This is a genomic window from Variovorax sp. dw_954, assembly GCF_018449755.1.
Classification (GTDB): Bacteria; Pseudomonadota; Gammaproteobacteria; order Burkholderiales; family Burkholderiaceae_C; genus Variovorax.
In genome coordinates, this window is record NZ_JAAVVD010000002.1 from 367369 (window position 1) to 386469 (window position 19101).

The window sequence follows — 19101 nt, forward strand, 5'->3', positions numbered from 1 at the left end:
TCCGTCTGTTCGCAATAGTTGGGTGAGCGCGCAGCATGGCGCATCGAGCCGGTGTGATGGCTCGCGGGCAGCATAGCCGTGGGCGGGCGCGCGCGCCAGTTCGGGTATGCCACGTGTCGCGCGGGTGCAGACGCGGATTGCCGACCACGCGATCCGGAGGGCCAATGTGAGCGCTTCCGGCGCAATCGGCCGAACCCCATGGCGCAGGACTCATATCAGCGCCCGAGCCTGGCCATCAGCCCCACGATTTCCCGGAACACCTGGTTGCCCGTCGATGCCGCCTGGTCGATCACCTGGCTGTGCAGGTAATACGGGCTCAGGTCCAGCCCGACGCCGATCGCGCCGATCTCGACCTGGCCCGCCTGCTCGTGTCGCGACACCACCTCGCGCAGATGGTGGTCGAGGTAGTGCGTGTCGTTGGCGAGCTGGGTGGCGCTGTCCATCGGCGAGCCGTCGGAGATCACCAGCAGCAGCTTGCGTTCTTCCGCGCGTGACAGCAGGCGGGCGCAGGCCCAGTCGACGGCCTCGCCATCGATGCCTTCGCGGAACAGGTCGGCCTTGAGCAATGCCGAGATGGAAGGGCGCGCGCGGCGCCACGGCGTCTCGCCGCTCTTGAAGACCAGGTGGCAGCGCTCGCTCAGCCGGCCCGGGTGCGGGGGCTTGCCGGCGCGCTGCCAGTCGCGCAGCGCACGGCCGCCGTTCCACGCGCCGGTGGTGAAGCCGAGCACTTCGCTGGTCACGCCGGCTTGCTCCAGTGCGCGCGCGAACACGTCGACCAGCATCGCGACCGACTCGGCATGAGCCTTCATCGAGCCCGAACAGTCGATGAGGAAGGTGACGCAGCAGTCGGCCACGGGCTCGTGCCGCTCGCGGCGGAACAGGCGCCGCTCGGTCGGGGAGGCGATCAACTGCGCAAGGCGGCGGCCGTCGATGCTGCCTTCCTCCTGGCCACCGTCCCAGCCGTCGCGCGCCGGCTCGGCGAGCAGCGCGCGCAGTTCGCGCGCGAGGCGGGCCACGTTGACGCCCTGGGCGGCGATGCGGCGGTCGAGCTGCTCGCGGTTTTCCACGAGCACGGCCTTGCGCGCGAGCGTGGCGGCCTCGTGCTCCCGGTCGTAGGTGGTGGTGAACACGCGGTAGCCGCCAGCCGCATCGTCGAGCACCTTGCTGCGGCCCGCGTCGGCCACTGCGAAAGCCTCCTCGAACTCGCGGTCCATCTCGGCGATGAGGCTGAAGAGCTGGCGCTGGTTGTCGGATTCGGTTTCGCTGCTGGAGGCGTCGCGTGGGTCGTCGCCCGCATCGTCGAGCATGCCGGCGACGGTGCCAGCAATCGACAGTGCATGTACCGCGAATGCGGCTTGGTCGGTGCGGTCTCGACGCAGGCCCGCCAGCGCGTGGCCGATGAGCGGAGAGAGCGCGAAGCGGGTGGCCTCCAGCATGTCCTCGGTTTCTTCCAGCACTTGCTCGCCATGCACGCGGGCGCGGCAGATCTGCGCGACGGTGTAGAGCAGCAGTCCCTTGGCCGTGTCGGTCATGCCCGAATGGTGGAAGACCAGCGACCATTGCGCGTGCCGGTGCCGCAGGTTGCGAACCATGCCGGGCATCGATGGGGGCGCCATTGATTCGCAGCGGAACTGTTCCAGCATATCGAAGATGAAGCGCTCGACCGCCGGCTCCGGCTTCAGCCGCGCATGCAACTCGGAATCGGATGCGCTGAGGCGCAAGGCGATGCCATCGGCCGCACCGCGGAACGAATCGAAGTCGTCGGTGTCCGGGGAAGGATGCAGGTGTGGTGCGAACCAGGGCAGCGGCGCGTTTCCGCGATGCAGTCGTCGCCCGCGAAAGTGCAGGTCGCGCTCGCCGCTCACCGCACGGATCACAGCGGCGCAGAGTTCTGCGATACGCTGCTCTTGACGGATGCGCTGCTGCAGGTCGCTCATGTCAGCGCTCCATTGCGCTGAGCGCAACACGCGTCGCATGCGACTCGAACCACGGCGAGAGCGCGGGCCGAGGACACCGGGTATTCCCCTCCGCGAATGTCCCCCGGCCTTCGGCCTCCTCCTTTATTTCGCTGCGGGGAACACCCGATGCCCTCGCCCCTGGACAAGCAGCGTCGCGCCGGCCGATCAAACACTGCGTGTCCGGATCACGTCGATGGTGTGCTCTGCGCAGCGAAATAAAGGAGGAGTCGGCAGCCGAAGGCTGACGGCGGGGGACATTCGCGGACCAGAGTACGCCGTCGGCGTGATCCCGCCCACCGCCGACGAACTCGCCCGGCTGATAAGGTCGCAAGCGTTTCATTTCCAGTGCCCGCTGTCAGGGTCAAGTCACGGAAAGCATCGCTGGAAATACTCCGCGACCAGGGGCCGCTCCGCCTCGTCGCACTTGTTGACGAACGAGAGCCTGAAGGCCAGCTCAGCGTCGCGGAAGATCTCCACGTTCTCGGCCCACGTGATCACCGTGCGCGGCGACATCAGTGTCGACAGGTCGCCCGCCGCGAAGCCCTTGCGCGTGAGGTCGGCCACCGCGACCATCCTGGCAACCATTGCATGCCCTTCGTCATTGGCCAGCGATGGCACGCGCGCCTGCACGATGGCGATCTCTTCCTCGCGCGGCAGGTAGTCCAGCGAGGCGACGATGTTCCACCGGTCGATCTGCGCGTGGTTCAACCGCTGCGCCCCGTGGTAGAGGCCATTGAGATTGCCCAGCCCCACCGTGTTGGCCGTGGCGAACAGGCGGAAGAAGGGATGCGGCCGCAGCACGCGGTTCTGGTCCATCAGCGTGAACTGGCCGTCGCGTTCGAGGATGCGCTGGATCACGAACATCACGTCGGGCCGGCCCGCGTCGTACTCGTCGAAGATCAACGCCACCGGCCGCTGCAGCGACCACGGCACGATGCCCTCCTGGAACTCGGTCACCTGCTGGCCGTCGCGCAGCACCACCGCGTCCTTGCCGACCAGGTCGAGCCGGCTGATGTGGCCGTCGAGGTTCAGGCGCACGCAGGGCCAGTTGAGGCGCGCGGCGACCTGCTCGATATGCGTCGACTTGCCGGTGCCGTGCAGCCCCTGCACCATCACGCGGCGGTCGCGCATGAAGCCGGCGAGGATGGCCAGCGTCACGTCGGGGTTGAAGCGGTAGACGGCGTCGATCTCGGGCACGTGTTCGTCGCGTTCGCTGAAGGCGGGCACCTTGAGGTCGGTGTCGATGCCGAAGGTGTCGCGCACGCTCAGCAGGCGGTCGGGGAGGAGGGCGGCGGTGTCGGTCACGGCGTGCGGTCTCGTGTTCTCTGTGGGGGCGTCATGCGCGGGTGTCGGGGTCGATGTCCATGCCGAGCCGGCTCAGCGCCAGCGCGGCGCGCCGCAGTGCGGGCAGCAGCTTCCTGGCCTTGGCCATGTCCAGCCGCATCACGGGCGCCTGCACCGCCAGGCAGAGGTTCGAAGGACCGTCGGGATTGGGCACCAGCGCGGCGATGCACAGCAGGCCGGGCAGGAACTCCTCGTTGTCGAAGGCATGCCCGTCCTTCTGCACGCGCTCGATCTCGGCCTCGATCTGCGCAAGGTCGGTCAGCGTGCCGGGTGTATAGGCCTCCAGCGGCCCGTTGGCCAGAAGTCGGCGGCGTTGCGCCGGGCTCATCTGAGCGAGGAATACCTTGCCGCTGGCCGAGCAATGCACCGGCACGCGCGAGCCGGGGTGCAGGTAGAAACGCAGCGGCGCGGCCGTCTCCACGCGATCGAGGTAGACCACCTCGCCGCCGGAGAGCGCGGTGAGGTTGCAGCTTTCGCCGACTTCCTCCACCAGGCGGCGCAGCACCGCATGGCGCGCGCCGTGCAGGCTGTCGTTCATGAGCAGGTTCTCGGCCAGGCGGCGCAGGCGCGTGCCCATGCCGTAGTGCCGGCCATCACCCTCCCGCTGAAGCAGTCCTGCGCCTTCCAGTTGTTGGAGCATGCGGTGAAGCGTAGGCTTGGGCAGTCCCATCTCCTCGACGAGGCCCTGCAGCGAGTAGCGCTGGTCCTTGGCCGCGATGGTTTCGAGCAGCGCGAAGAGGCGCATCGCCGGCGTGTCGGCACTGCTTTCCGGCACTGCTTGCGCCACTGGCTCGGCCTTCCGGCCCTTGACGATCTTCATGGGGCGCGATCATAGTCTTTTGCAAAAAATAGTACATCACGTTCCGAAAATTGAAATTGGTTTGACGCCGACCCGGCCCGCACCTATATTCGGCGCCATGCGAATCCGGAACATCACGTTCCATCTTTTGTGACAACGTCCCGCCGCCTTTCCCATTCCACCAGGAGACTTTCCATGACCCAGCAACCCCCCGCGAATACGCGCACCGCCGTCACCGGCGTGCAGAAGATGACCCCTTCGGAAGCCTTCGTCGAGACCATGGTGGCCAACGGCGTGACCGAGATGTTCGGCATCATGGGCTCGGCCTTCATGGACGCGATGGACATCTTCGCGCCGGCCGGTATCCGCCTGATCCCGGTGGTTCACGAACAGGGCGGCGCCCACATGGCCGATGGCTATGCGCGCGTGTCGGGCCGGCATGGCGTGGTGATCGGCCAGAACGGCCCCGGCATCAGCAACTGCGTGACGGCGATCGCGGCCGCCTACTGGGCGCACAGCCCGGTCGTCATCGTCACGCCGGAGACCGGCACCATGGGCATGGGCCTCGGCGGCTTCCAGGAAGCCAACCAGTTGCCGATGTTCCAGGAGTTCACCAAGTACCAGGGCCACGTGGTCAACCCGAAGCGGATGGCCGAGTTCACCGCGCGCTGCTTCGACCGCGCCATCTCCGAGATGGGCCCGACGCAACTCAACATCCCGCGCGACTACTTCTACGGCGAAGTCACCTGCGAGATCCCGAAGCCCATGCGCGTGGAGCGCAGCGCCGGCGGCGAGAACAGCCTGGCCGCTGCCACCGAACTGCTGGCCACGGCCAGGTTCCCGGTGATCCTCTCGGGTGGCGGCGTGGTGATGGGCGACGCGGTGGAAGAGTGCAAGGCACTGGCCGAACGCCTCGGCGCACCCGTATGCAACGGCTACCTGCGCAATGACTCCTTCCCCGCCAGCCATCCGCTGTGGGCTGGCCCGCTGGGCTACCAGGGCTCCAAGGCCGCGATGAAGCTGATCGCGCAGGCCGACGTGGTGATCGCGCTCGGCTCGCGCATGGGCCCCTTCGGCACGCTGCCGCAGCACGGCATGGACTACTGGCCGAAGGACGCGAAGATCATCCAGGTCGAAGCCGACCACACCAACCTCGGGCTGGTGAAGAAGATCACCGTCGGCATCCACGGCGATGCCAAGGCGACGGCCAAGGAACTGCTCAAGCGCCTGGACGGCAAGACGCTGGCCTGCGATGCCACCAAGGCCGCACGTGCGGAAACGATCAAGTCAGAGAAGGCCGCATGGGAGAAGGAACTTGACGAGTGGACGCATGAACGCGATCAATTCAGCCTTGACGCCATCGAGGAAGCCAAGGGCGAGAAGACCCCGACCGGCGGCACCTACCTGCACCCGCGCCAGGTGCTGCGCGAACTGGAGAAGGCCATGCCGCCGCGCGTGATGGTCTCGACCGACATCGGCAACATCAACGCCATCGCCAACAGCTATTTGCGCTTCGACGAGCCGCGCAGCTTCTTCGCGCCGATGAGCTTCGGCAACTGCGGCTACTCGCTGCCGACCATGATCGGCGCCAAGTGCGCGGCACCGGACCGCCCGGCCGTGGCCTATGCCGGCGACGGCGCCTGGGGCATGAGCATGGTCGAGATCATGACTGCCGTGCGCCACGACATCCCGGTGACGGCGGTGGTCTTCCACAACCGCCAGTGGGGCGCGGAGAAGAAGAACCAGGTCGACTTCTACAACCGCCGCTTCGTCGCGGGCGAACTGGAAAGCGAGAGCTTCGCCGGCATCGCGAAGGCGATGGGCGCGGAAGGCATCGTGGTCGACAAGCTGGAAGACGTCGGCCCGGCGTTGAAGAAGGCCATTGATCTGCAGATGAACGAGGGCAAGACCTGTGTCATCGAGATCATGTGCACGCGCGAGCTGGGTGATCCGTTCCGGCGCGATGCGCTGTCGAAGCCGGTGCGGTTCCTCGATAAGTACAAGGACTACGTCTAGAAGGTGCAGAGCTTTCTACTGCGGTCGCCGATCTCGCGAGAGTGCTGGCCGAATGCGGATGGCTGGGCGTGCAGCACCGACGAAGAAACGGTGATCGCTCGGCACGCGGCGCGGGTGATTCAGTCCGCCGCTCGAATTCGACTTTGGACCGCCGTCATTCAACTTCTTGCCGAGACCATGTCGCATCATCTTCGGATCGCCAGGCCTGTCAGCGACCTCGCGGGAACCACAGACATGTACTGTCGTGGCCTGGGGCTGAGCATTGTCGGAAATTTCGAGAATCATGGAGGGTTCGACGGCGTCATGCTGGGGTTCGCCGCTTCGAATTACCACTTCGAGTTCACGTACTGCCGAACTCACCCCGTCGCAGCGGCCCCCACTGTGGAAGAGCTCGCGGTCTTCTACATCCCGGGGGAACCCGAGTGGAAAGCTGCGTGCGCCAGCATGTTGGCTGCGGGGTTTAAGCAGGTCTCGTCGTTCAATCCATACTGGGAAAGTCAGGGCCGCACGTTTGAAGACAAAGATGGCTACCGCGTTGTTTTGCAGCAGGGGGAGTGGAGCAATGTCGTGCCTCCGTGAGGCCAATACCGGATTCCACGGACTTCGAGTCTCCAGCGCCACCGCTGGAGTTCCTTGACGGGCAATCACCGTGGGCGGGCCCAGGGCGCCTGACTCAGCCGGCCGGACGCGCCGCGGCGCGGCGCGGGCCGCGCGGCCCTGCAGCCATTGCACCGCGGCGAGCAGGGCCACGATGAGCCGGGTAGCGACCGCGGTGATGCGAACTGCGTCGCAATGCGGAGATGCTCTCATCGCCAGGGTTAGATTGCCCGAATCGCACTGCGAAGACCGAGATGCGTCACGAACGGTTCGAAGTCCCTGTCGCCGTGCAGAAGCGTGTAGCCGTTCTCAATGCATCGCGTGGCGATGATCGTGTGAATCGTCTTGCGTATCGTGACGCCCAGGACTCTCAGCGCCCGGAAGTTCGTTGCGGCTCTTATCGCAATGTCCCGGCCGCCGAGTTCGACAACTTCGAGCGAGCCCAGGAACTTCAGCGCTTGCTTGAAGTCCTTGTCGGTCGTAAAGCCTTGCAGGACTTCGGCGAGTATCAAGTCGCCAATCACGAGTGGTTCCAGCCCAAGCAAGCTGTCGAGCTTTTCCGTTTGCGCTGTTGTGGATCCGCGGAAGTAGTCAATCCAAACGCTTGAATCGACCAGAATCACTTGTCTGACCTCATTGCATCCAGGTCCCCTTCCCAGGAAATCTTTCCCCGGAGTTGGCGGATCCGCTCTTGCTGGCGCAAAAGGAGCAAGGTCCGCAATCCAAGTTCCACAGCTTCGCGTTTTGTCTTCAGGCCAGTTGCGCGCAGCGTGTCCTTCATCAACCTGTCGTCAATCTCGATGTTGGTCCGCATGATGTGTACTCCATTGGGTTATGGTACACATTTTAGCTCGGGTGCGACAAGCTGTGTCGAAGCTCCTGGATGAAGACCGTTGCGTGCGACCGTCGACTACCGAGCGGCGACATTGGACAGCACCAGCCTCTGAATGACGGGCTCAAGGCGAGGGATTTTTCGTGTGCCTCGCGCGCGGGGCCGCGCTGCTGCAATGCGCCAGGAACTCCGTCGTCGCGCGCCCGAGCCGCTTCTCCCTGTGCAGCACGATCGACAGCTTGCGCGCCGCCTTGGGCAGCCTGGTGCGCAGCTCGACCAGTCGTCCGTCGCCCAGGCTCTGCGCCACCGCGAAGCGTGACAGGCAGCCTAGGCCGTCGCCCGCTGCGACCACGCGCTTGATCGCCTCGCTGCTGCCGAGTTCGAAGCCCACGCGCACCTGCTCGAGGTTCTGCATCAGCCAGTGGTCGGTGGCCAGCCGCGTGCCGGAGCCGTGCTCGCGCACTGCCCAGGTGGCCTGCGACAGTTGCGCCGGCGTGGCAATGCGGCGTGCCAGCGGATGATTGGGCGCCGCGAAGATCACCAGTTCGTCGTTGAGCCAGGGGTGCACCACCAGGTCGGAATGCGTCTGCGGACCCTCGATGAAACCCACGTCCACATCGAAGCCGGCCACCGCCTCCGAGACCTGGAAAGTATTCATGATGCGCAGGTGCACGTGGCTCCTGGGATGCAGGCGCGTCCATTGCGCGACCAGATCGGGCAGCAGGTATTCGCCGATGGTGAAGCTCGCCGCGACGCGCAACGGCGCCGCGTGTTCGGCGCTGAAAAGCGATTGCAGTTCGGCCGCCTGTTCGACCAGCGCTTGGGCCTTGGGCAGCAGGGCGCGACCGTTCTCGTTGAGCACCAGGCGGCGGCCGATGCGGTCGAACAACTCGGCGCCCAAGGCAGCTTCAAGCTCCGCCAGCGCGGCGCTCGCGGCGGATTGCGAGCGTGACACGCGGTCAGCCGCCGCGCGCGTGCTGCCGCCACGCGCCGTGGCGACGAACACCTCGATCTGCCGCAGGTTCAGGCGCAGGCGGCGGAAATCCTGCTGAGTGGATTTATCGATCATTCTGAACAATATTCTCCGCTTTTCCGTTCGGGCACTCTTGCCTAGCATCGTCCGCACACGCGGCTCCACGAGCCCACACAAGAGGTGCCCCACGGTGTTCGATTTCCTCTCGCGCGAGCCGCTCCATGACCCGCTCGCCTCGCCCACGCAGACCGCCGAATGCGAGGTCAAGACCACCACCTGCTACATGTGCGCCTGCCGCTGCGGTATCCGCGTGCACCTGCGCGAGGGCGAGCAGGGGCCGGAGGTTCGCTACATCGACGGCAACCCCGCGCATCCGCTCAACAAGGGCGTGATCTGTGCCAAGGGCTCGTCGGGGATCATGAAGCAGGTATCCCCGGCCCGGCTCACCCGGCCGCTGCTGCGCAAGGCGGGAAGCGAACGCGGGGCAGGGGAGTTCGAGCCGATCAGCTGGGAGCGCGCCTACGACATCCTCACCGAGCGCCTCGGCAAGATCCGCGCGACCGACCCGAAGAAGTTCGCGCTCTTCACCGGCCGCGACCAGATGCAGGCCCTCACCGGCCTGTTCGCGCGGCAGTTCGGCACGCCCAACTATGCGGCGCATGGCGGCTTCTGCTCGGTGAACATGGCGGCCGGGATGATCTACACCGTGGGCGGCAGCTTCTGGGAATTCGGCGGGCCGGACCTGGACCGCGCCAAGCTGTTCGTGATGATCGGCACCGCGGAGGATCATCACAGCAACCCGATGAAGATCGCGTTGTCGAAGTTCAAGCGCGAGGGTGGTCGCTTCGTCTCGATCAATCCGGTGCGCACCGGTTACTCGGCCATCGCGGACGAGTGGATCCCGATCAAGCCCGGCACGGACGGCGCGCTGTTCATGGCGCTGCTGCATGAACTGCTCGCCAACGACCTCGTCGACCATGCCTGCCTCCAGCGTTTCACCAACGCGCCGCAACTCGTGGTGCTGGACGAGGGCGAGCGCGAGGGCCTGTTCGCCTTCGACCCCCAACGCGGCCCGCCGGGCGATGGCCGAAACCCGCACAACAAGCTGATCTGGGACCGCGCCGACAACACCGTGAAGCCCGCCTACCCCGAAGGCATCGGCGAGGGCTGCGACCCGGCCCTCGAAGGCCGCTACACCCTGGCCGACGGCACGCACGTCGCGCCATCGTTCCAGCTGCTGCGCGACCGCGTGGCGAATTGCACGCCGGAGTGGGCGTCCCTCATCACCGGAATCGATGCCGACCGCATCCGCAAGCTGGCGCGCGAGATGGGCGAGACCGCGCTGCAGCAGGCCTTCGAGCTTCCGATACCGTGGACCGACGCCTGGGGCAAGGTGCATCCGACCACGCAGGCGCGGCCGGTCGCCTTCCATGCGATGCGCGGACTGGCGGCGCATTCGAACGGCTTCCAGACGGTGCGCGCACTGGCCGTGCTGATGAGCGTGCTCGGCACCATCGACGCGCCGGGTGGCTTCCGCCACAAGGCGCCGTACCCGCGGCACATCGTGCCGAACTACCGTGCGTTCAACTCGCCGGAAATGATCCAGCCGAACACGCCGCTCAACGCGGCGCCGCTCGGGTTTCCGGCGAGTCCGGACGAGCTGGCGATCAATGCCGACGGTTCGCCGATCCGCATCGACCATGCCTTCTCATGGGAGCATCCGCTGTCGGCCCACGGGCTCATGCACAACGTCATCACCAACGCGGTGCGGGGCGACCCGTACCGCATCGACACGCTCATGATCTTCATGGCCAACATGGCCTGGAACTCGAGCATGAACACGATGGGCGTGCGAGAGATGCTCAACCGAAAGGACGAGAAGGGCGAGCACATGATCCCCTTCCTGGTGGTGTGCGATGCCTTCCAGAGCGAGACGGTGGCCTTTGCCGACCTGGTGCTGCCGGACACCACCTACCTCGAGCGGCACGACGTGATGGGCATGCTCGACCGGCCCATCAGCGAGTTCGACGGGCCGGTGGATTCGGTGCGCGTTCCCGTCGTGCCTCCGACGGGGGAATGCAGGCCCTTCCAGGAGGTGCTGATCGAGCTGGCGTCGCGCCTCAAGTTCCCGGCGTTCACCACGCCGGAAGGTGGGCGCAAGTTCACGGGCTACCCGGACTTCGTCGTCAACTTCCAGCCGCAGCCAGGCATCGGCTTCCTGATGGGATGGCGCGGCAAGGATGGCACCGAGCACCTGAAGGGCGAGCCCAATCCGAAGCAATGGGAAGCCTACGCGCAGAACAACTGCGTGTTCCAGTACCACATGCCCGCGTCCATGCACTACATGCGCAACTGGAACCGCGAGTACCTCGACTTCGCCAAGGACAAGGGCTGGCGCCAGCGCAACGACCCGGTGCAGCTCGCCCTGTATTCGGACACGCTGCAATCCTTTCGCCTGGCTGCGCAGGGCAAGACCCAAGGCCGCCAGCCGCCCGACGAGCTGCGCGAGCGCATTGCCAGGTACTTCGATCCACTGCCATTCTGGTACCCGCCGCTCGAGGACGCGGTGACCGACCGCGAGGCCTTCCCGCTCAACGCCATCACGCAGCGGCCGATGGCGATGTACCACTCCTGGGATTCGCAGAATGCCTGGCTGCGGCAGATCCACAGCCACAACTACCTGAATGTGAATCCCGTGACCGCGAAGGCGGCCGGCATCGAGGACGGCGGCTGGTGCTGGGTGGAAAGCCAATGGGGCAAGGTGCGCTGCATGCTGCGCTACAGCGAGACCGTGGAGCCCGGCACCGTGTGGACCTGGAATGCGATCGGCAAGGCGGACGGCGCCTGGCAACTGGCACCCGGTGCGGATGAGGCACGCAAGGGCTTCCTGCTGAACCACCTGATCACGGAGGAGTTGCCGTTCGCCAATGCGCATGGCGGGAAGACCATCAGCAATTCCGATCCGGTCACCGGGCAGGCGGGCTGGTACGACGTGCGCGTACGCATACGGCCGGCGCACCCTGAGGAACCAAAGGAGAGCTTTCCGCAGATGAGAACGATGCCCACCACACCCGGCGTGATCGGCAAGGCCGCGAGCGTGTTGACCTACTTTGCCGGGAGGCGCAAATGATCCAGTGGCTGAAGGACTTGCTGTCTCCTCCCCCTCTCCCGCCAGCGGGAGAGGGAGTGAAGTCAGGTGGGAGCCGGGGGACACGCTGGCGAAGCAATTGGCGCTGGTCATCGACCTCAACGTCTGCGTCGGCTGCCACGCCTGCGTCACTTCCTGCAAGCAGTGGAACACCTCGGGCAGCGCGGGCGCGCTCGTGGACCAGAACCCCTACGGCGCCGATCCCACGGGCACCTTCTTCAATCGCGTGCAGACCTACGAGGCCGGCGAGTACCCGCTCACCGAGACCATCCACTTCCCCAAGAGCTGCCTGCACTGCGAAGACCCGCCCTGCGTGCCGGTCTGCCCGACAGGCGCCAGCTACAAGCGGAAGGAAGACGGCATCGTGCTGGTCGACTACGACAAGTGCATCGGCTGCAAGTACTGCGCATGGGCCTGCCCCTACGGCGCGCGTGAGCTGGACGAGGAACGGCAGGTGATGACCAAGTGCACGCTGTGCGTCGATCGCATCTACGACGAGAAGCTGCCCAAGGAGGACCGCAAGCCGGCGTGTGTAAAGGCCTGTCCGACCGGCGCACGGATCTTCGGCGATGTGAGGGACCCGAACTCGGAGGCGTCGAAGGCCATCCGCGAACGCGGCGGCTACGCGCTGATGCCCGAATGGGAAACCAGTCCGGCCAACCAGTACCTGCCGCGGCGCGTGACAGAAGTGGTCGGCGAGGCGTCCAGGGTTCAGCCGCGCGTTGGAGGCCAGCCATGAACCCGGCGTTCTCGGTCGTCATCTTCACGACCATCGCCGGCGCGGCGCAGGGCCTGGTGGTGGCGCTGGCTCTGGCAAGGTCGGCCGGCTTGGCAATGGCGCCATCGTTCATGAGCGTCGCTCTGACGGTCGCAGAGGCGATGCTGCTGATCGGCCTCGGCGCTTCCTTCGCGCACCTCGGCCGACCCGAACGTGCCTGGCGCGCCGTGCTGATGTGGCGCACGTCCTGGCTGTCGCGCGAGGTGATCGTGCTGCCGGCATTCATCGGCGTGGTCGCGCTCTGGTGGCTGGCGCTGCGCGCGGGCGTGGATGGCCTACTCCTGCCGCTCGTCGCCATCGCTCTGGCCACATTGCTCTGGTATTGCACGGCGATGATCTACGCCTGCCTGCGCTTCATCCAGGAATGGGCGCAGCCGCTGACGCTCGTCAACTTCACGCTCACGGGCTTGTCGTCGGGCTTGATCCTCATCAGCGCGCTTGCGGCCTTGCTCGGGCAGCAGCACTTGCTCGCTGCCACTGGCCCCGCGGCGCTGACGGTGACTTTGGCCGCGTGGCTCACCCGCACGCTGGCGCTGCGCCGCAATGCCGCGCTCAAGCACAAGTCCACGCTGCAATCCGCCACCGGCATCCGCGCGGCGAAGCTGGTGCAGAAGTCGATGGGCATGTCGGCGGGTTCTTTCAATACTCGCGAGTTTTTCCACAACGCCGGGCAAGCCGCGCTGGGGAAGGTCAGGCTAGCCTTGATCGTGCTGGGGTTCGCGGTGCCCACTGTGCTCATGCTGTGGGGCGTCGCGGCAGGCTCAAGGGCCGCCTTCGTGCTCGCGTTGCTGGTGCAGATCCCGGGGCTTCTTGCGGACAGGTGGTTCTTCTTTGCGCAGGCGAGACATCCGCAGAACCTCTATTACCAGGTGGTGTCGTGAGGCATGCCTCGGTGCAACGCCAGACAACGTAACCGCCAAAACGTGTCATGCTTCCACGCGCCCCGCGCAGCCCGCGGTGCGGCTCGCACCTATTGCGTGCGAATTGCACCAAGCGCAAGGGTAAGTCCCCATCGGCTGGCTCCATGGCCGAAACGGTGCTGGCACTTTGTGGCGGCACTCGATGGGTGCAAAGTGCTTCGATCCATTCACAGGAGTTTCAGATGAACATGTCACGTCGCCTCACCCTGCAACTCACGACGCTGGCGGCCGCCTGCATCGTGAGCGGCGGCGCCTTCGCACAGGCCAAGGAAGTCACCTTCGCCCACCAGGACATGCTGGTGCCGCTGCGCCTCGTGATGGAATCCGGCGAGGTCGAGAAGGCCACCGGCTACAAGATCAACTGGCGGATGTTCAACGGCGGCGGCGACGTGATCCGCGCGATGGCCTCGGGCGACGTGCAGATGGGCGAGACCGGCTCCAGCCCGCTGACCGCCGCGGCCAGCCAGGGCCAGGACATCAAGCTGTTCTGGATTTCCGCCGACATCGCCGACGCCGAGGCGCTGGTCGCCCGCAACGGCTCCAACATCAACAGCATGAAGGACCTGGCCGGCAAGAAGGTGGCCACGCCCTTCGTGTCGACCGCGCACTACCAGCTCATGGCCGGCATGAAGATGGACGGCGTCGACGGCAAGAGCGTCAACGTCATGAACATGCGCCCGCCCGAGATCGCCGCCGCCTGGGAGCGCGGCGACATCGACGCCACCTTCATCTGGGACCCGGTGCTGTCGAAGATCAAGAGCAACGGCAAGGTCATCGCCACCTCGGGCAGCATCGGCAAGCGCGGCGCGCCCACCTTCGAGGGCATCGTCGTCAATGCCAAGTGGGCCGAGGCCAACGACGCCTTCATGGTCGCCTTCGTGAAGGCGCTCAACCGCGCGAACGAGGAGTACAAGGCCACCGGCAAGACCTGGACGGCCGACTCCGCGCAGACCAAGGCCATGGCCAAGTGGACCAAGGCCAACCCGGCCGACGTCGGCCCGGCGATGGCGCTCTACACCTTCCCGACCTATGCCGAGCAACTCTCGCCGACGTGGCTCGGCGGCGGCGCAGCCAAGGCCATGGCCAACACCGCGGCCTTCCTCAAGGAGCAGGGCCGGGTGCAGGAGGTCAAGCCCGACTACAGCGCCTTCGTGACCACCACCTACGTGCAGAAGGCGGCGGCGTCCAAGTAGGCCTCCGCACACAGGAAGGAGCCCGCATGCCGACCCTCGACATCCGCGACCTCACGGTCAACTACGCCATCAAGGGCGGCACGCTGCAGGCGCTGGCGCCGGTCAACCTGACGATGCATGGCGGCGACTTCACGGTCGCGCTCGGCGCGTCGGGCTGCGGCAAAAGCACGCTGCTGAACTGCATCGCCGGCTTCCTGCCGCCGTCGAGCGGCGAGATCCTGCTCGACGGCCAGCCCGTCACCGGCCCGGGCGCCGACCGCGGCGTGGTGTTCCAGAAGCATGCGCTGATGCCTTGGCTCAACGTGCGCGACAACGTGGCCCTGGGCTTGCGCTTCACTGGCATGGGCAAGGCCGAGCGCGACGCGATCGCCCTGGCCAAGCTCCGCCTGGTCAGCCTCGAGAAGTACGCCGATCGGGCGGTCTTCGAGCTGTCGGGCGGCATGCAGCAGCGCGTCGGCATCGCCCGCGCGCTGGCCAGCGACCCGGCCGTTTTGCTGATGGACGAGCCCATGGGCGCGCTCGACGCCTTCACGCGCGAGACAGTGCAGGAGATCCTGCTGCAGGCCTGGGCCAAGGCGCAGAAGATGGTCTTCTTCATCACGCATTCGGTGGAAGAAGCGCTGTTCCTCGGCACGCGGCTGATCGTGATGAGCCCGAGTCCCGGGCGCATCTCGCATGTCTACGAAGACGTGCCGTTCTCGCGCCAGTTCCTCGCGCATGGTGACGCGCGCAAGGTCAAGTCGGAGCCGGAGTTCATCCGCATGCGCGAGGAAGTGCTGGCGATCATCCATCACCGGGAGGTGGCGCATGCCTGACGTGACCATTGCCTCGCCCATCGTGGTGTCGCCTTCGTCCTCCGCACCGCCGGCCGCACCGGTCGTCGCGGCTGCTGGCGGCCAGCTCAAGACCAGCGCCTTCAAGGTGCCGGGCGAGGGCTCCAGCGTGGTCATCAGCATCGTCACGGTCGTCGTGCTGATCGCCCTGTGGGCCATCGCCACCAACATCGGCTGGATCAAGCCGCTGTTCCTGCCGACGCCTCAGGCCGTGTTCCAGCAGTTCTACGAATACCTGACCGGCCAGGCCAACGACAAGCCGCTGTGGCAGCACTTCCTGGCCAGCATGTTCCGCGTGTTCTCGGCCTTCCTGCTGGCCTGCGTGACGGCCATCCCGGTCGGCATCGCGATGGGCATGAGCCGCGTCGTGCGCGGCATCTTCGACCCGCCGCTGGAGTTCTACCGCCCGCTGCCGCCGCTGGCCTACCTGCCGCTCATCATCATCTGGTTCGGCATCGACGAGACGCCCAAGATCCTGCTGATCTTCCTGAGCTGCTTCGCGCCGCTCGCGCTCGCCGCCCGCGCGGGCATGCGCAGTGCCTCGCAGGAGCAAATCAACGCGGCCTACTCGATGGGCGCGAGCTACATGCAGGTGATCCGCCACGTGATCCTGCCCTCTGCCATGCCAGACATCCTGATCGGCATGCGCATCGCCATCGGCTTTGGCTGGACCACGCTGGTCGCCGCCGAGATGGTCGCGGCCAACATGGGGCTGGGGCAGATGGTGCTGAACGCCTCCAACTTCCTGCGCACCGACATCGTGATCATGGGCATCATCGTGATCGGCGTGGTGGCGTATCTGTTCGACCTGCTGATGCGCTGGGTGGAGCGGACCGTGGTGCCCTGGAAGGGGCGGATGTAGGCGCGGGCCGTCGCCTGAATTCAAAAGCAAGCGCCGGAGTGGCGCGCCGCATGTCATTGCCTAAAGTCATTCCCATCCACTCAGGAACGAAAGGATGGGCAAGATGAACATGATGATGACCACCACCGATCTGCAAGCCGCGGAGACGCTGAACGATCCACGCTGGGTCGCGGTGCAGGCGCGCGACGGCCGCTTCGACGGGCAGTTCTTCTATTCGGTGAAATCCACCGGCGTGTACTGCCGACCCTCGTGCGGCGCACGCCTGGCGCGGCCCGAGAACGTGGCCTTCCACGAGTCCACGGCCGATGCGGAACGCGCGGGCTTCCGGCCCTGCAAGCGCTGCAAGCCCGACCAGCCGCCGCGTGCGCAAAGGCAGGCCGGGATGATTGCCGACCTGTGCCGCTTCATCGAAACCGCCGAGCAGGCGCCGTCCCTCGACGAACTGGCCCAGCGCGCCGGCATGAGCCCCTATCACCTGCACAGGGTGTTCAAGTCGGTGACGGGCGTCACGCCCAGGGCCTACGCCATGGCGCACCGCGCCAGCCGGGTGCGCGAAGCGCTGGGCCGCAACGACACGGTGACCGATGCGATCTACGACGCCGGCTACAACGCCAACAGCCGCTTCTACGAGGAATCGGACCAGCTGCTGGGCATGACGCCGAGCGCCTTCAGGGCGGGTGGCGCCGACACCGACATCCGCTTCGCCATCGGCCAGTGTTCGCTCGGCGCGATCCTCGTGGCGCGCAGCGGGCGCGGCGTGTGCGCGATCGAACTGGGTGACGACCCCGAAGCACTGGCGCGTGCCTTGCAGGACCGCTTTCCGCAGGCGAGGCTGACCGGCGATGACCCGGAATTCGATCGCCTGGTGGCCGAGGTGGTCGGCCTGGTCGAAGCGCCCGGCCATGGCCTGGACCTGCCGCTCGACGTGCGCGGCACGGCGTTCCAGCAACGCGTGTGGCAAGCCTTGCGCGCCGTGCCCGTTGGCGAGACGGTGAGCTACTCGGAGATCGCCGACCGCATCGGCGCGCCGAATGCCCACCGCGCCGTGGCGCAGGCCTGCGGAGCCAACACGCTGGCGATCGCGATACCGTGCCACCGCGTGGTGCGCAGTGACGGCGCGCTGTCCGGCTACCGCTGGGGTGTCGAGCGCAAGCGCGCGTTGCTGGACCGCGAGCACGAGGCCGTCGCATGAAGGTGGACTGGGAGGTCGTCGGGCAGTCGCTCGACGCGGAAGGCCACGCCATCATCGAAGGTCTGCTGACGCCCGCGAAATGCGATTCGCTGGCAGCCCTCTATGCCAGGGACGAGCTGTTCAGAAGTCGTGTCGTGATGGCGCGGCATGGCTTCGGTCGCGGCGAATACAAGTACCTTGCGTATCCCTTGCCGCCGCTGGTGGCGCGGCTGCGCGAGGCCTTCTACCCCAGGCTCATGCCGATCGCCAATCGATGGCACCAGGCCATGGGCATCGACGTGCGCTTTCCGCCGACGCACGAAGAGTTCATCGCGCGCTGCCACGCGGCAGGCCAGGCCAGGCCGACGCCGCTGCTGCTGCAATACGCGGAGGGCGACTACAACTGCCTGCACCAGGACCTGTACGGCGAGCATGTGTTTCCGCTGCAGGTGGTGGTGCTGCTCTCGGAACCCGGCCGCGATTTCACGGGTGGAGAATTCGTCATGACCGAGCAACGCCCGCGCATGCAGTCGCGCCCCATCGTCCTGCCCTTGCGCCAGGGCGACGCGGCCGTCATCGCGGTGCACCATCGGCCGGTGCAGGGAACGCGCGGACCCTATCGCGTGAACCTGCGGCATGGCGTGAGTCGCGTGCGCTCGGGCCACCGGCACACGGCGGGCATCATCTTTCACGACGCGGCTTGACGATGCGTGACCTGTTCGAAGCCGAGGAGGGCCTGTCGCTGCCGATCGTGCCGGGCGCCGTGCTGCTGCGTGCCTTCGCATGTGACCGCGCGCCGCAACTGCTGGGCGACCTGGAAGCCGTGCTCGCGTCCTCGCCATGGCGGCACATGACGACGCCGGGCGGCTTCCTCATGTCGGTGGCCATGACCAATTGCGGCGCGCTCGGTTGGGTCAGCGACCGCACCGGCTACCGCTATGACCGCATCGACCCGGCCAACGGCGAGCCATGGCCGGCGATGCCCGAATCGTTTCGTGCGCTGGCTCGCGGCGCGAGCGCAGCGGCCGGTTTCGAGGAATTCGAGCCTGACGCATGCCTGGTCAATCGCTACGAACCGGGCGCCCGCCTGTCCTTGCACCAGGACCGCGACGAGCGCGACCACGCTCATCCGATCGTCTCGGTGTCGCTGGGCTTGCCGGCCGTGTTCCTCTTCGGCGGCCTTCAGCGCGCCGACAAGTCCAAGCGCCTGCCGCTGGCGCACGGCGACGTGGTCGTCTGGGGCGGCCCCGCAAGGCTCAACCACCACGGCATCCTGCCGCTCAAGGAGGGCGAGCATCCCTTGACCGGACGCTGCCGCATCAACCTGACCTTCCGCAAGGCCGGTTGATTCCCGCGCCTGCCTAGTCAGTGCGCGTGTTCGCGCTCGACAAGGCGTTTCAACGCGCGCGTGCCGGCTGCGAGCGCGGCTTCGTACGAGTCGAAATCCTTCTCGGCGGTCTCGACATCGCGTACCGCGTCGCCATTGGCGTCGGACTCGATCAAGGCCCAGAAATACGAGCCTGCGACAGGCTCCCGAACGATGAGTTTGGTGTGTGTCATGACGTGCATATTGGTCCGATGTAAATGGGATTTCTGTAGGTCATTTCCCCATGCTGTCCGTTCGGCCGAGGTCGTGAATATGCGCGTTGCGGTCAGTTAAAGCGGTCGAATCATGCG

At 66.3% G+C, this 19101-nt stretch carries 18 protein-coding genes; 11 read left to right on the plus strand and 7 right to left on the minus strand.

From position 1 onward, the window contains the following. Positions 1-215: 215 nt before the first annotated feature. The 3 genes from HB681_RS04840 to HB681_RS04850 all read right to left on the minus strand — a co-directional run bounded on the left by HB681_RS04840 (position 216) and on the right by HB681_RS04850 (position 4122). Positions 216-1937, minus strand: a complete 1722-nt coding sequence (locus HB681_RS04840) for a cobalt chelatase (RefSeq protein ID WP_213953634.1) — start codon at positions 1935-1937, stop codon at positions 216-218. A 387-nt stretch (positions 1938-2324) separates the two neighbouring features. Beyond that, complete coding sequence (locus tag HB681_RS04845) at positions 2325-3263, minus strand: AAA family ATPase (RefSeq protein WP_213953635.1); 939 nt, start codon at positions 3261-3263, stop codon at positions 2325-2327. A 31-nt stretch (positions 3264-3294) separates the two neighbouring features. Then, positions 3295-4122, minus strand: coding sequence for an IclR family transcriptional regulator (locus HB681_RS04850; protein WP_213953636.1), 828 nt, complete (start codon positions 4120-4122; stop codon positions 3295-3297). A gap of 174 nt (positions 4123-4296) precedes the next feature. Between HB681_RS04850 and xsc the strand changes: the two genes are divergently transcribed. Both xsc and HB681_RS04860 read left to right on the plus strand, forming a co-directional pair. Next, positions 4297-6117: a sulfoacetaldehyde acetyltransferase gene (gene xsc, locus HB681_RS04855; protein ID WP_213953637.1), complete on the plus strand. Its 1821-nt coding sequence runs from the start codon at positions 4297-4299 to the stop codon at positions 6115-6117. Between the two features lie 3 nt (positions 6118-6120). Beyond that, positions 6121-6696: a VOC family protein gene (locus HB681_RS04860; protein ID WP_345944623.1), complete on the plus strand. Its 576-nt coding sequence runs from the start codon at positions 6121-6123 to the stop codon at positions 6694-6696. Between the two features lie 239 nt (positions 6697-6935). Here the strand turns inward: HB681_RS04860 and HB681_RS04865 are convergent, their stop codons facing one another. From HB681_RS04865 to HB681_RS04875, 3 genes are all read right to left on the minus strand, one after another. Beyond that, on the minus strand, positions 6936-7337 hold the full coding sequence (locus HB681_RS04865; protein WP_213953638.1) for a PIN domain-containing protein: 402 nt from the start codon (positions 7335-7337) through the stop codon (positions 6936-6938). Beyond that, the gene (locus HB681_RS04870; RefSeq protein ID WP_213953639.1) at positions 7334-7528 is read right to left on the minus strand and encodes a type II toxin-antitoxin system VapB family antitoxin; all 195 of its coding nucleotides are present in this window, start codon (positions 7526-7528) and stop codon (positions 7334-7336) included. Before HB681_RS04870 ends, HB681_RS04865 begins: the two co-directional genes overlap by 4 nt. 142 nt (positions 7529-7670) lie before the next feature. Beyond that, a complete protein-coding gene (locus HB681_RS04875) occupies positions 7671-8615 on the minus strand; it encodes a LysR family transcriptional regulator (RefSeq protein WP_256734816.1) in 945 nt (314 codons plus the stop codon). 94 nt (positions 8616-8709) lie between these two features. Here HB681_RS04875 and HB681_RS04880 point away from each other — a divergent pair, with 94 nt between their 5' ends. From HB681_RS04880 to alkB, 9 genes are all read left to right on the plus strand, one after another. After that, positions 8710-11649: a molybdopterin-dependent oxidoreductase gene (locus HB681_RS04880; RefSeq protein ID WP_213953640.1), complete on the plus strand. Its 2940-nt coding sequence runs from the start codon at positions 8710-8712 to the stop codon at positions 11647-11649. An 85-nt stretch (positions 11650-11734) separates the two neighbouring features. After that, entirely contained in the window at positions 11735-12406 is a 672-nt protein-coding gene (locus HB681_RS04885; protein WP_213953887.1) for a 4Fe-4S dicluster domain-containing protein, read from the plus strand. Then, on the plus strand, positions 12403-13326 hold the full coding sequence (locus HB681_RS04890) for a DmsC/YnfH family molybdoenzyme membrane anchor subunit (RefSeq protein WP_213953641.1): 924 nt from the start codon (positions 12403-12405) through the stop codon (positions 13324-13326). Before HB681_RS04885 ends, HB681_RS04890 begins: the two co-directional genes overlap by 4 nt. A 221-nt stretch (positions 13327-13547) precedes the next feature. Continuing rightward, complete coding sequence (gene tauA, locus HB681_RS04895; protein ID WP_213953642.1) at positions 13548-14558, plus strand: taurine ABC transporter substrate-binding protein; 1011 nt, start codon at positions 13548-13550, stop codon at positions 14556-14558. 26 nt (positions 14559-14584) lie between these two features. Continuing rightward, positions 14585-15373, plus strand: a complete 789-nt coding sequence (locus HB681_RS04900; RefSeq protein ID WP_213953643.1) for an ATP-binding cassette domain-containing protein — start codon at positions 14585-14587, stop codon at positions 15371-15373. Beyond that, positions 15366-16253: an ABC transporter permease subunit gene (locus HB681_RS04905; protein ID WP_213953644.1), complete on the plus strand. Its 888-nt coding sequence runs from the start codon at positions 15366-15368 to the stop codon at positions 16251-16253. The genes HB681_RS04900 and HB681_RS04905 overlap by 8 nt, the downstream gene beginning before the upstream one ends. A 103-nt stretch (positions 16254-16356) precedes the next feature. Then, positions 16357-17445 carry a bifunctional DNA-binding transcriptional regulator/O6-methylguanine-DNA methyltransferase Ada gene (gene ada / locus HB681_RS04910; protein ID WP_213953645.1) on the plus strand — a complete coding sequence of 363 codons (1089 nt, stop codon included), beginning with the start codon at positions 16357-16359 and terminating at the stop codon, positions 17443-17445. Then, entirely contained in the window at positions 17442-18128 is a 687-nt protein-coding gene (locus tag HB681_RS04915) for a 2OG-Fe(II) oxygenase (RefSeq protein ID WP_213953646.1), read from the plus strand. The genes ada and HB681_RS04915 overlap by 4 nt, the downstream gene beginning before the upstream one ends. 2 nt (positions 18129-18130) lie before the next feature. Then, a complete protein-coding gene (gene alkB / locus HB681_RS04920) occupies positions 18131-18772 on the plus strand; it encodes a DNA oxidative demethylase AlkB (protein WP_213953647.1) in 642 nt (213 codons plus the stop codon). A 17-nt stretch (positions 18773-18789) separates the two neighbouring features. Here the strand turns inward: alkB and HB681_RS04925 are convergent, their stop codons facing one another. Continuing rightward, positions 18790-18984, minus strand: coding sequence for a hypothetical protein (locus HB681_RS04925; protein ID WP_256734817.1), 195 nt, complete (start codon positions 18982-18984; stop codon positions 18790-18792). Between the last annotated feature and the right edge of the window lie 117 nt (positions 18985-19101).